The organism is Corallococcus exercitus (assembly GCF_003611585.1).
In the GTDB taxonomy this organism is placed as follows: domain Bacteria; phylum Myxococcota; class Myxococcia; order Myxococcales; family Myxococcaceae; genus Corallococcus; species Corallococcus exercitus.
In genome coordinates this window covers 1-12,342 of record NZ_RAVW01000294.1, presented here as the reverse complement: position 1 = coordinate 12,342, position 12,342 = coordinate 1, and the positions used below count along the sequence as shown (strand labels likewise).

Annotated in this window: 9 protein-coding genes and 1 pseudogene; 3 read left to right on the top strand and 7 right to left on the bottom strand. The window is 70.9% G+C overall.

Features of this window, described 5'->3' with window-relative positions:
* Window positions 1-47 precede the first annotated feature (47 nt).
* Window positions 48-422: pseudogene (locus D7W79_RS29195) on the top strand (GspE/PulE/PilB domain-containing protein); the annotation flags it as partial.
* Window positions 423-425: 3 nt separating this feature from the next.
* Here the strand turns inward: D7W79_RS29195 and D7W79_RS29190 are convergent.
* From D7W79_RS29190 to D7W79_RS29170, 5 genes are all read right to left on the bottom strand, one after another.
* Window positions 426-2,348 carry an ATP-binding protein gene (locus tag D7W79_RS29190; protein ID WP_120528660.1) on the bottom strand — a complete coding sequence of 641 codons (1,923 nt, stop codon included), beginning with the start codon at window positions 2,346-2,348 and terminating at the stop codon, window positions 426-428.
* Complete coding sequence (locus tag D7W79_RS29185; protein ID WP_171437965.1) at window positions 2,338-4,296, bottom strand: PAS domain S-box protein; 1,959 nt, start codon at window positions 4,294-4,296, stop codon at window positions 2,338-2,340. Before D7W79_RS29185 ends, D7W79_RS29190 begins: the two co-directional genes overlap by 11 nt.
* Window positions 4,297-4,348: 52 nt before the next feature.
* Window positions 4,349-6,031: a right-handed parallel beta-helix repeat-containing protein gene (locus D7W79_RS29180; protein WP_120528659.1), complete on the bottom strand. Its 1,683-nt coding sequence runs from the start codon at window positions 6,029-6,031 to the stop codon at window positions 4,349-4,351.
* Between the two features lie 374 nt (window positions 6,032-6,405).
* Window positions 6,406-6,684, bottom strand: a complete 279-nt coding sequence (grxC, locus tag D7W79_RS29175) for a glutaredoxin 3 (protein ID WP_120528658.1) — start codon at window positions 6,682-6,684, stop codon at window positions 6,406-6,408.
* Between the two features lie 84 nt (window positions 6,685-6,768).
* Window positions 6,769-7,914, bottom strand: coding sequence for a heparan-alpha-glucosaminide N-acetyltransferase domain-containing protein (locus D7W79_RS29170; RefSeq protein ID WP_158617076.1), 1,146 nt, complete (start codon window positions 7,912-7,914; stop codon window positions 6,769-6,771).
* 283 nt (window positions 7,915-8,197) lie between these two features.
* Between D7W79_RS29170 and D7W79_RS29165 the strand changes: the two genes are divergently transcribed.
* Complete coding sequence (locus D7W79_RS29165; protein WP_120528656.1) at window positions 8,198-10,807, top strand: U32 family peptidase; 2,610 nt, start codon at window positions 8,198-8,200, stop codon at window positions 10,805-10,807.
* 56 nt (window positions 10,808-10,863) lie between these two features.
* The gene (locus D7W79_RS29160; protein WP_208729868.1) at window positions 10,864-11,223 is read left to right on the top strand and encodes a hypothetical protein; all 360 of its coding nucleotides are present in this window, start codon (window positions 10,864-10,866) and stop codon (window positions 11,221-11,223) included.
* A 21-nt stretch (window positions 11,224-11,244) separates the two neighbouring features.
* Here the strand turns inward: D7W79_RS29160 and D7W79_RS29155 are convergent, their stop codons facing one another.
* Window positions 11,245-11,991: a queuosine precursor transporter gene (locus D7W79_RS29155; protein ID WP_120528654.1), complete on the bottom strand. Its 747-nt coding sequence runs from the start codon at window positions 11,989-11,991 to the stop codon at window positions 11,245-11,247.
* Between the two features lie 76 nt (window positions 11,992-12,067).
* A complete protein-coding gene (locus tag D7W79_RS29150; RefSeq protein WP_208729867.1) occupies window positions 12,068-12,274 on the bottom strand; it encodes a hypothetical protein in 207 nt (68 codons plus the stop codon).
* Window positions 12,275-12,342: the final 68 nt, after the last annotated feature.

Here is a 12,342-nt window from a genome sequence, read left to right as displayed (position 1 = left end):
CTGCGCATGTCTCGTGGGCTCGGAGAGGTGTATAAGAGACAGGACCCGCTCCGCCTCCCGCGCGCCCGGCCGTGGAGGACGACGAGGAGGTCATCGTCGGCGAGGAGCTGCCGGCGGCGGAGAAGACGCAGCGCACGTCGCTGGCGGACCTCATCCGCGAGCGCGAGGAGCAGGCGAAGCGCAAGCGCGGCGGCGCGGGTGCGGGCACGGGGGACAAGGGCAAGGCGCGGGCGCCGTCATCCGGGGGCGGCGTGCTGGACGACCTGGACTACCTCTTCGGCCAGGCGGCGCGCGAGGAGCCGGACCGGCTGGAGGAGCTGGAGCGCCGCTTCTGGGCCCTCATGCGCATCATGGCGCGCAAGGGCCTGCTCACGAACGAGGAGTTCCGGCGCGAGCTGGACGACGAGGGCGGCGAGGGCTGAGCTTCAGTCCGTGGCCAGGGGCAGCCGCACCGTGAAGGTGGTGCCCTGCCCCAGCGCGCTCTCCACGGTGAGGCGCCCGCCGTGGTTCTCCACGATGCCCTGGCAGATGGACAGGCCCAGGCCCGTGCCGCGGCCTTCGGGCTTGGTGGTGAAGAAGGGCTCGAAGATGCGCGACAGGTTGCGCGGCTCGATGCCGGTGCCGGTGTCGCGCACGCGCACCACCGCCTCCGTGCCCTCCTGCACCGTGCTCAGGTACACGAGTCCCCCGGGCTGCATGGCGTGGCAGGCGTTGGTGATGAGGTTGACGAACACCTGCACCAGGTTGGCGCGCACGGCGGCCAGGGGCGGCACGTCGCTCGCGTACTCGCGCTGCACGCTGACGCGGGCCTGGGACACGACGTGCTCGCAGAAGCCCACGGCCATGTCCACGACGGCGTTGAGCGACACGCGCTCCGGCCGGTCCTGCGCGGGCCGCGCGTAGCTGACCAGGTCGCGGGTGAAGCGCAGGATGCGGTGGCTGCTCTCCAGGATCTTCTTCAGCTTCTCCTGGTCCGCGGGGTTCGCGCCCGGCGTCATCCGCGAGCGCTGCAGGAGCGCGTCCGCGTAGGTGGCCACCGCCGTCATGGGGTTGTTGATTTCATGCACCACGCTGGCCGCCAGCTGCCCGATGGAGGCCAGCTTCTCCGCGTGGATGATGCGCTTCTCCAGCTCCTTCACCACCGTGACGTCCTGGCCAATGGCGATGACGCCCTCCACCTCCCCGGGCTGGGTGAGCATGGAGGAGGTGGCGAAGGACACGCGCACCTCGCCGCCGTCGCGGGTGAGCAGGCGCGTCTCGAAGTTGTTCACGGACTCGCCGCGCATGGCCGCGGCCAGCACGGGCGCGAGCCGCAGCTGTTCGCTGGCCGCCACCAGCGAGGACAGGTCCCGCCCCAGCACCTGCTCCTTGGTGAGGCCGGTGAGCGCGCTCAGGGCCTGGTTGAAGACCACGACCTGCTTGTCCCGGTTGACCACCAGGATGAGCGCGTTGGCCTTCTCCAGCAGCTCCTCCAGGTACTTGCGCACGAACGTCAGCTCGTCGATGAGCTTCGCGTTCTTCACCGCCACGGCGACCTGGCTGGCCAGCTGGAGCAGCACGCGCTCGTCGTGCGCGGGGTCCGCGTCCAGCCCCTCCGGGTACTCCATGTTGATGGCGCCGAAGAGCTGGCCGCTCGCGACTAGGGGCGCGCTCACCGCGCGGGTGCTGCCGTGGAAGAGCAGCGGCACCTCTTCCGAGATGGACACCCGCCCCTGCGGCAGCGCCGTCACGGTCAGGTTCGTCTTCTCCACGGAGCGCTGGAAGAGGACCAGCGGTTCGTGCGCGCCTTCCTTGAGGCGGCCTTCGGCGTAGAGCGACGTGAGGCCGCCGGAGCGCGCGTCCACGATGCGGATGCAGAAGGCGCGGCCGGGGAACAGCTCCTTCACGCCGCGCGCCACCGCGGCCACCAGCTCCTCCTCGCCGCCGGCCTCCGCCACGCTGCGGCCCAGGTCCAGGAGCACGCCTTCCGTGCGCGCCTGCTCCAGCAGGGCCCGCTCCGCGACCACCAGCCGGCCGCTGATGACCTCCGTGTCCACGCGGGCGCGCACCGCCACGGTGTCCGCGCGGCGCGACAGGGCGAGCACCAGCGAGGTGCCGCTCTGGAGCACGAGGTCGACCTCGTGGGATTGCCCGTCCTCCGGCGCGACGGCGCTCGCCAGGGCCTCCGCCAGCACGTCCACGCTGATGTCGTGCTCGGCGCAGAAGCGGCGCAGCGCGGGGTTCACGGCCGCGATGCGCAGGGACACGTCGCAGACGGCGGCGGGCTCGTCGAGCGCGTCGAAGAAGGCCTGGAAGGCGTCGGGGGCCAGGGTTCCGGACGGACGCACGGCGCGGACCTCACTCTTCATGGGAGCTGGCCTTGTCGAGGTCGAGGATCTGCTGTGCCCCCACGTACGACTTCGTCTCGTAGCGGGTGATCTTCCCGATCTTCCGGACGATCTCCGCCATGCGCTCCGCCTCGCGGTAGATGATGTCCACCGGCCTGTAGGCGAAGTCCTCCTCCTTGAGCTTGCGCTTGAGCAGCTCCGCGTAGCCCATCACGGAGGTGAGGGGCTGGTTGAGCTCATGGGCCGCGGTGCCGGCGAGCGCGACGATGACGGCGTTCTTCTCGCTCTCCTCCAGCCGCGTCTCCACGTCCGACAGCTTGCGCTCCAGCTGCACCCGGTCCCGGAGGTCCGTGAAGATGCCCACGGTGAAGGACTCACGGCCGCCCTCGTAGACGATGGAGGCCGTCATGTTCACGGGCACGCGCTCACCGGAGCGGTGCATCAGCTCCTGGCGCGTGAGCGACAGCCGCCCCTTGCCGCCCATGTCCGGCCCGCGCAGCTGCGCCATGATGCGCTGGGCGACGCCGGGCGGGTAGAGCTGGAGCGCGTTGAGCTTCTCCTGGGCCTCCTGCGCGGTGTAGCCGCACATGGCCTCCGCGCCCTTGTTGAAGAGGATGATGCGCCCCTTCAGGTCGGCGGCGATGATGGCGTCCACCGACGAGTCGATGAGCCGCTCCAGGAAGTCCTTCGTGTTGCGCAGCTCGTCCTCCAGCTTGCGCGCGTGCGTCACGTCGCGGAAGGACAGGATGGTGGCCGCGTCCTCGTCGCGCAGCGGCGCGGCGGACATGGACAGCGTGAGGCAGCGGCCCGCGGGCGTGCGCACCACCACGTCCACGCCCATGCGCGCCTCGCCGCGCGACGCGGACGTCACCAGCTCCATCAGCACGCCGTCGTCCACCGGCTGCGTGATTTGATTCAGGTGCTTGCCCCGGGCCTCGCTGGCGGTCGTGTCCAGCATGGACGCGCCAGAAGGGTTGAGCGACAGCACGGCGGCCTCGTCGTCGAGGATGGCCACGCCCTCGCTCACGTGGGCGAAGAAGAGCTGGTAGGGCTTGAACGAGGCGGCCTTCTCCTCCGCCGCCAGCCGCGCCGTCTGCACGGACTGGAGCACCGACGCGCTCCTGAGCGCCACCGCCGTCGCGTGGGCCACCGTGGTGAGGAAGTCGATCTCCCGCGTGCTGAACGCGCGCCTGCGCCCGGCCGCGCGCAACAGCAGCACGCCGCGCACCTGGCCCCGGATGGGCAGGGGCAGCGCGGCGATGGCGTGGATGCCTCGGGCGGCCACGGCCCGGCGCTCCAGGTCGCCCAGCAGCGGGTGCGTGGCGGCCTCCTGCATCACGACGGGCTTGCCGGTGCGCACGACCTCGCGGATTTCGGGATAGCGCGCCAGGTCGATGCGCAGGTCCTTCATGCCCGGGTCGTCGCTGGCGGCGACGATGACGCCCTCGTCCACGCCGCCGCCCACCATCACCAGCGTGGCGCGTGCGATGTCCAGCTGCTCCGCGAGGCGCCGCGTCACGCCGTGCAGGAGCGCTTCCACGTCGGAGCTCTCCGCGTAGTCGGCGGTGAGTTCCAGGAGCAGCGCCAGGTCCGTCTGGCTGCGGGCCTGCTCCTCGCGCTCGCGGTGGCGCTCCGCGGCGCGCTGCAGGCGCCAGGTGAGCTCGTGCGGCAGCCCCTGGTGGGTGACGATGTCCGCGGGGCGCAGCGTGTCCACGGCGGCGAAGCCGCGCGGCTCCGGGGACACCACCGCGATGAGCGTGAGGTGCGGCCCGTTGAGGGACGTGAGCAGCTCCACCACGGCGGGGCCGCAGCCGGGCGCGGTGAGGTCCACCAGCGCCAGCGAGGCGTCGTCCGGGTCGTCCACCACGCGCAGGCCCGCGCGTTCGGCGGAGGCGTTCAGGGGTTCGCGGGCCACCGACCCCGGGGGGACCAGGACGATGCCGAAGGCGGGTTCCGACGGGGCCGACACGGGGCGCAGGACTCCGGAGCGAGGGGCGCCGGAGTCTACACAACCCCGGGGGTCAGGGGCAGCCTGACTCGAAGGCGCCCTGGTCCGGCGCCGCCCCGCAGAAGGGCAGCCCCAGGGACAGGCCCGCCTCGCGAGCCGGGGACTGCGCCGCCAGCTGGTAGTCGTCCGCGCCCGTGTCCACGAAGGCGGGGGCGCGCTCCTGGGAACGCTTGTCCAGGCCGGCCTTCGAGCGCCAGTCCGCCAGGCTCACGGTGGCCCCATCCAGGTTGAAGGCCACCGCGCCGCCGCTCCGGTAGTACAGGTTGCCGTCCATCACCGCGCCGCTCCGGCCCGAGCCACCGCGCGCGGCGGTGCCGCAGCCGGCGAAGATGTTGTTGCGCACGTCCAGGCCCTGGCTGGACCCGTTGGAGCCCGCGCCGAAGATGAGGCACGCGCCGCTCAGGTTCCACACGGTGTTGTGCTGCACCTTCACGTCCACGGACGCGTCCACGCGGATGCCGGTGCCCTCCTCGCCGTCCGCTTCGCCCAGGCCGTCGTGGACGAGGTTGCGGCGGAGGATGACGCGCGTGGGGGGCGCGCCCTCGCGGTTGCCGCCAATCTGGATGGCGCGCGCGTTGGCGTAGAAGACGTTGTCCTCCAGCGTGACGTCGGACGGGGACATGTGGACGATGACGCCCTCGCCCGCGGCGGTGGACACGGCGCGGTGGTTGTAGATGGTGTTGCCGCGCAGCGTGACGTGCGTGCACGTCTTGATGTCCGCGCCGTTCTCCCGGTTGTCGTGGAGCCGGTTGTCCTCCACGAGCAGGTTGTCGAACGGCGTGCCCGGGTTGGTGGCGCCACCCTCCGGCCCCAGGCACTGCACGCCGTCGCCGGAGTTGTGGTGGATGTCATTGCCGCGCACCACCACGTTGCTCGCGGAGGTCTGCACCGCGACGCCGTGGCTGTCCACCTCGCCCTGGTCGAAGTGGGAGATGTCGTTGTTCTCGATGAGGACGTCGTGCGCCTTGTCCGTCACGTAGGCGCCCGCGCCCTCCGTGCCGTTCTTCAGGACGCTGTCCTTGAGCACGCCGTGGTGAGCGCCCGCGCCACGCCACATCACCGCGAAGGTGTGCTCGCCGCCCACGTCCACCGTGAGCCCCTGGATGTTCCAGTACGCGCCGCTCACGTCCACCAGCGCCGTCTCGCCAATGGAGCCGCCCTTGAGGATGGCCGTGGCGCCCGGCGCGGCCCTGAGCGTCAGCGGTTTGGCCGCCGTGCCCTGCCGCTCCGTCAGCTGCACGTGTTCGCGCCACGTTCCGGACAGGAGGAACACCGCTTCACCGGGCTTCACCAGGGACAGCGCGCGCGCCACCGTGCGCAGGGGCAGGCTCTGCGTGCCCGCCGCGGAGTCGTTGCCGCTGGGGGACACCCAGAGCACGCGCGTGTACTGCGATTCGACGGGAGGCGGAGGCTCGGGCTCCTGTGGCTCCGTGGGCGGTGGATCCACCGGGTCGGTGGGCGGATCCGTGGGCGTGCTTCCACCGTCCGCCGTGGCAACCCCGCCGTCCACACCGGGGACCGTGCCCGCGTCGGCCGGTGTCTGGGGCCGCTGGGGCGAGGTGACGACAGGAGGCGCGGACGTGCCCGGAGGCGTGGCTGTCGCGGGCGCGGGTTCGACCTTGCCGGTACAGCCGACGATGCCAGCAAGCATCCCGGTGGCACAGACGAAGCTCGTCAGGGTCAGGCGGAAGCGCATGTGGGCTCCTCGTGGGGTTCACGGCGCGGGGGTGCGCTCGCGGGGTCGGCCGGCAACGGGAACACGCGTGCCACGCATTCCCCGTCAGCCCTGGACATCTCCGACGCCTGGTTGCCGGGCAGCCGGTCAGGAATGTGAATCCGCGCGGTTGGGCCTGGCGACAGGGGCCCGCGAATGTGCCGGAGAGTGGGCACCGCGCGCAGGACGGGCTTCAAGGCTCCCACCCGGGAGGCCCCGTCCCAAGGGCGCGACAAGTTCCGCCGCCGGGCCTGTCACGGCCACTGCCCGGGGGGACGACGCCGCTGCCCTGGAAACACGCGGGCCGCGTCCTCCAGAAGGAGGGCACGGCCCGGGCACGACAACGGATGACGACGTCAGGGCACGGAGGAGTCCCGGGCCTCGCGGCCGAGGAGCGCATCCAGCTCCCCGCGCTCCTCCAGCGCGTACAGGTCATCGCAGCCGCCGACGTGGCGGCCCGCGATGAAGATCTGCGGCACCGTGTGGCGGCCGCAGCGCTCCATCATCTCCTCGCGCCGCTTCTCGTCCGCGGCGATGTCCACCTTCTGGAACTCGCAGCCCTTCTCGTTGAGCAGGTCCATGGCCTGGCGCGAATAGGGGCAGGTGCGCTTCATGTAGACGACGACCTCGAGCATCACGACCTCCTGCGCCAAAGGGTGGGGACTCGGTCCGCGGTCCGCCACCCGGCGTGGGTTCGCTCGCTCCCCTGCCCGGCCTCCTTAGCGAGCGCCGGACACCGGCACGCCCGCGGGCAGGCGCGTGGAGGCCTCCCTGGCGCGGTCGCGCAGGTCCCATGCGTACAGGGCGCACCACTGGAGCCCGGCGGTGAAGACGAACAGCAGCGGCCACAGCGGCGTGTAGTGCAGCCGCAGGAGGTACAGGCCCACGTAGTACACGTAGAACTGGAGCACGAACGCGAGCAGCGAGTGACGGCCGATGACGCTCGCCGCCTTCAGGTAGCGCGACAGATAGCCGGCCTGCTCGGCGCGCATCAGCAAGCCCATCAGCGCGAGCACCGTGCCGCCATAGAGCGCGACGTAGGCGGGCCCCGGCGGGTACTTCTGCGCCTGCGACGTGAGCGCCATCAGCGTGTCGAAGCCCGCGCCGTGCCAGAAGTGGCGCACCGCGATGTGGAGCACCACCAGCGCGGCTCCGCCCACGGCGATGCCCAGGCCCACGAACTCGAAGCGCCGGCCCACGCCCTTCACGTCCGCGCGGCCCCAGGTCCCCAGCCACTCGCCGAACATGCTGCCCACCAGGTACACGCCCAGCCACGGCACCACGGGGAAGGTGGAGAGCATCACGGACAGCTCGCGCTGGCCGAAGAAGGCCTCCTTGAGCGTGCGCGCCACGGCCGACTCCGGCCACCACCACAGGCTCACCGTCCAGCTCAGCGCGAACAGCCCCAGGCCCAGCGCCGCGCGGGCCCGGCCGTTCAGCCGCGTCACCACCCACGGCCCCACGAGCAGCGCCAGCCCGATGGTGTCCGTCACCGGCAGGATGCGCAGCAGGTACAACGATTCGTTCGCCCAGAAGCGGCAGGTGGGCACGATGAGCAGGTGGCCCGCGGTGAGCAGGAACAGGCCGCGGCGCTGGAGCCGCTTGCGCAGCGGTCCGAAGTCGCGGCTGCGCGAGTGCAGGAGCCCCAGCATCAGGCCGCTGATGACCATGAAGCCGGGCGTGGCCATCATCGTCAGCAGGTTCATCCGCTCGCGCAGGTGCGCGGCCTCACCGCCCAGCGGATAGAGATACGCATCCGCGAAGTGCGACAGGAACACGAGCAGCATCACCGTGCCCCGCATGGCATCCACCGCTTCCAGCCGTCCAGAGGCGGAGCGCGCCCCCGACACCTGCTCGCGCTGCATTGAGAATCCTTTCGGAAGTGGGCGCGCGGTTCTTGATGGCATCCCCCACCCGCCATTCGCGGGTGCCTGCCCTGCGCGCCGGCTGGCAGAAATATCACCGCCCTGTTCAAAGACAAACATTCAGTGGATATACCTTTGCCACTGGAATCCTTGTCGCGCCAACCACCCACGACGCAGTGGGTTGGACTGGAATCAGGTGGGGCCGATGTGACGGACGCCCGCCCGGTGGGAAGACGGGCATCAACCCGGGAGCAGTCGGGGTAGGCATGGTAGTTAGGGAAACATGTCTCCCCGACGCCCCGAAATCCTCGCCCCCGCCGGTGACCTGGAGTCGTTGCGTGCCGCCCTCGCCAGTGGCGCGGACGCCGTCTACTTCGGGCTTGATGAAGGCTTCAACGCGCGCGCCCGCGCGGAGAACTTCTCGCTCGAGCGGTTGCCGGAGACGGTGGGGCTCATCCACCGGGCGGGCGCTCGGGCCTACGTGACGCTGAACACGCTGGTGTTCGAGCCGGAGCTGCCGGTGGTGGAGCACCTCTTGCGCGGCGTGTCGAAGGCGGGCGTGGACGCGCTCATCGTGCAGGACCCGGCGGTGGCGCTGCTGGCACGGGCGGTGTGCCCGCAGCTGGAGCTGCACGCGTCCACGCAGATGACGCTGTCCAGCGCGGAGGGCGCCCGGTTCGCCACGGGCCTGGGCTTCACGCGCATGGTGGTGCCGCGCGAGCTGTCGGTGGCGGAGATCCGCCGGCTGGCGTCGCAGACGGACATCGAGCTGGAGGTCTTCATCCACGGCGCGCTCTGCATGTCGTGGAGCGGCCAGTGCCTCACGAGCGAGGCCTGGGGCGGCCGGTCCGCCAACCGGGGGCAGTGCGCGCAGTCCTGCCGGCTGCCGTACGACCTGGTGGTGGACGGCGAGACGCGCGACCTGGGCGAGGTGAAGTACCTGCTCAGCCCCAAGGACCTGGCGGGCGTGCGCGCGGTGCCGGAGCTGGCGGACATCGGCGTGCACAGCCTGAAGATTGAAGGCCGGCTCAAGGGGCCGCAGTACGTCTCCAGCACGGTGCAGGGCTATCGCCGCTGGCTGGACGGCGTGATGGCGGGGAAGCCCGACGGCGCGCGGCTGGCGAAGGACCTGGCGGAGATGTCGCTGTCGTACAGCCGGGGGTTCTCGCACGGGTTCCTGGCGGGGTCCGACCACCAGACGCTGGTGGAGGGGCGCTTCCCGAAGCACCGCGGGCTGTACCTGGGCCGCGTGCACGCGGTGGCGGGCAAGGATGTGCTCGTGGTGCCGGACGACCGGCCGTGGACCGGCGCGCTGGGCCTGGGCGACGAGCGCCCGGAGGCCCCTGCGGGCCATGTGTCCGCGCCGCTCACGGGCGAGCCCGACCCCGCGGACGTGGATCCGCGTCCGGGCATGGGCGTGGTGTTCGACGCGGGCGCGCCGGAGGACAAGCACGAGCCGGGCGGCCCCATCTTCCGCGTGGAGCGCGAGGGCGACGCGTGGGTGCTGGGCTTCGGGCATCCCGGGCCGGACCTGGGCCGCGTGGCGCCGGGGCAGCGCGTGTGGCTGAACAGCGACCCCGCGCTCGCGCGGCGCACGGGGGAACTGCTCGCGGAGGGTGAGCCGGAGGGCCGCATCCCGCTGTCGCTGTGGGTGTCCGGCGCGGAGGGCACGCCGCTGCGTGTGCGGATGAGCACCGGGCGGTTCACGCGCGAGGCCGTGGGCACGACGCTGCTCGCGCCGTCGCGGGGCGCGGGCGTGGACGCGGCGCTGCTCAAGGACAAGCTGGCCGCGCTGGGCGGCACGTCGTTCCACCTGGCGGCGCTGGATGCGTCCGGGCTGGCGCCAGGGCTGCACCTGCCGGTGTCGGAGCTGAAGGCGCTGCGCCGGCAGCTGGTGGCGGAGCTGACGGCGGACGTGGAGCGCGGCCCCGCGCGGACCGTGAGCACGGAGCCGGTGGAGTCCGGCGTGCGGCAGGCCTTGCTGGCGAAGGTGGCGTCGCGGCCGGCGGAGGACGCGCCCCGGTTGCTGCCTTTGTGCCGGAACGACGCGCAGCTGGAGGCGGTCATCGCCGCGGGCCTGCGCGAGGTGGAGCTGGACTGGATGGAGCTGGTGGGGCTCCAGAAGGCGGTGGAGCGGGCGCGCGCGGCGGGGCTGCGCGTCACCATCGCCACGGTGCGCGTGCAGAAGCCGGGCGAGGAGGGCTACGACACGCGCCTGGACCGGCTGCGGCCGGACGCGGTGCTGGTGCGCCACTGGGGCGCGATGATGCACTTCCTGGAGCAGCCAGCGGGGGCTTCGCGGCCGGTGCTGCACGGGGACTTCTCGCTCAACGTCACGAACTCGCTGACGGCGGCGCACCTCTTGAGCCTGGGGTTGGACACGCTGACGGTGTCGCATGACCTGGATTCGGAGCAGCTCTTCGCGCTCCTGGAGCAGGCGCCGGCGCACCGGTTCGCGGTGGCGCTGCACCACCACATCGCGACGTTCCACACGGAGCACTGCGTGTATTCACACACGCTGTCCAACGGGCGCGACTACAAGGCCTGCGGGCGGCCGTGTGAGAAGCACGCCATCGCGCTGAAGGACCGGCTGGGATTGGAGCACCCGGTCATCGTGGACGTGGGGTGCCGCAACACGGTGTTCAACGCGCAGGCGCAGAGCGCGGCGTCGCTGGTGCCCCGGCTGCTGGAGCGCGGCGTGCGCAGGTTCCGCGTGGAGTTCGTGCGCGAGACGCGTGAAGAGGCCACGCGCGTGCTGGCCGCGTATCAGGAGCTGCTCGCGGGCCGGCTGTCGCCCGCGGAGGCGGTGAAGCGCGCGGCGGTGCACGAGCAGTTCGGCGTCACGCGCGGCACGATGCAGGTGCTCAAGCACCCGGCGCCGAACGCTCGCTGAAACACGGTGTGGGCCGGGGTCGGATTGTGATTGCGACGCCCGGCCTCCTAGACTCGATGTCCCCCCTTTCCAAGGACATCGGGATGAGCATGAGCAAGCTGCGTGGGTTGGTGATGTTCGCTGCGCTGGGCTTCGGTGCGCTCGCGGGCTGTGGCGGTGTGGAGGAGAGCGCCTCGCCGGAGACGGCGTCGGTGGAGCAGGACCTCCAGTACTGCCAGGACAACAGCGGCTGTCGCACGGGCTACAGCTGCATCAACTCCGCGTGTCGGCCCACGCCACCGGATGGCGTGGCCTGCGGGATCATGGACCCTGCCACGGGCCAGATCTCCAACACCACGTACTGCACCTCGACGCAGATCTGCTGCCTGAACACCGGCACCTGCGTGAGCACCTCTACCCAGTGCAACGCCCTCTAGGCGTCCGCTGAGGCCGTGCGTTCAGGCCGCGGGGGCGGGCGGGGGCTCGGTGCCGCTGGGTGAGAGGTTCACCGGCTCACCGTCCTCCCCCAGCACCACCGGGGCGATGCCCAGCTTGCGCTCCACCAGCGCGTGCCCCAGGTAGACGAGCGGCGTCAGGCCGATGGCCACCAGCAGCTTCACCGCGTACGAGGTGAAGATGATCCGGAAGATGACGTCCTGGGGCAGCACGCCCGTCCAGGCGATGAACTGCACCACCATCGTGTCGATGAGCTGCGACACCACCGTGGAGCCCGTGGCGCGCAGCCACAGCATCCGGTTGTTCGTCACGCGCTTGAGCAGGTTGAAGACCGAGATGTCCAGGAACTGGGCCACCAGGTACGCCACCATCGACGCCATCAGGATGCGCTGCGAGCCGCCGAACACGTTGTTGAACGACGCCGCCACCGTCCCGCTGTAGTCCTTCGCCTCCGTCATCGGCGCCCACGGAATCTGGCCCGCCAGCGTGACAATCACGAACGTGAAGATGGCCATGAAGAAGCCCACCCACGTCACGAACCGCGCGACCTTCTTGCCGTAGAACTCGTTGAGGATGTCCGTCAGCAGGAACGTCACCGGGAACGGCAACATCCCCACCGACATCACCGCCACCACCGGGCCCAGGTGCACTTCGAACAGCTTCACCCCGATGATGTCGCCCACCACCAGCGAGGTGATGAACAGCCCCGCGAGCACCAAGAAAAGCTGAATCCGCCGGTCCAGGGTCATCCGATGCGTCCTTGAAGAGCGAGGCGCCCCTAGAGCTAGCACACCCTCCCGCCCCCGTCGCTTGGCCGTCCGGAGTCTACTCGGGCAGGTAGTACAGCGTGCCCTGCCCCATGGGCTCCGCGCTCCCGGCGGCATCCTGCTCCGAAAGCACCAGGCGCGGCCGGTACACGCCCAGCACCGTCTGCTCGGTGGCCGTCGGGTTGTCGTAGCGGTGCCCGAAGACGCCCGGCCCGCTGAACGCCAGCCCCTGTCTCTTATACACCTCTCCGAGCCCACGAGACATGCGCAGCACTCGTATTCCGTCTTCTGCTTGTAAAAAAAAAAAGAAAAAAATAATGGAGAAAGCGATGC

Excerpts from the sequence above, each read along its gene's own strand:
- D7W79_RS29180 (WP_120528659.1), bottom strand. The coding sequence starts at position 6,031 with ATGCGCTTCCGCCTGACCCTGACGAGCTTCGTCTGTGCCACCGGGATG.
- D7W79_RS29165 (WP_120528656.1), top strand. The coding sequence starts at position 8,198 with ATGTCTCCCCGACGCCCCGAAATCCTCGCCCCCGCCGGTGACCTGGAG.
- D7W79_RS29190 (WP_120528660.1), bottom strand. The coding sequence starts at position 2,348 with ATGAAGAGTGAGGTCCGCGCCGTGCGTCCGTCCGGAACCCTGGCCCCC.
- D7W79_RS29155 (WP_120528654.1), bottom strand. The coding sequence starts at position 11,991 with ATGACCCTGGACCGGCGGATTCAGCTTTTCTTGGTGCTCGCGGGGCTG.
- grxC (WP_120528658.1), bottom strand. The coding sequence starts at position 6,684 with ATGCTCGAGGTCGTCGTCTACATGAAGCGCACCTGCCCCTATTCGCGC.
- D7W79_RS29160 (WP_208729868.1), top strand. The coding sequence starts at position 10,864 with ATGTCCCCCCTTTCCAAGGACATCGGGATGAGCATGAGCAAGCTGCGT.
- D7W79_RS29170 (WP_158617076.1), bottom strand. The coding sequence starts at position 7,914 with ATGCAGCGCGAGCAGGTGTCGGGGGCGCGCTCCGCCTCTGGACGGCTG.
- D7W79_RS29150 (WP_208729867.1), bottom strand. The coding sequence starts at position 12,274 with ATGTCTCGTGGGCTCGGAGAGGTGTATAAGAGACAGGGGCTGGCGTTC.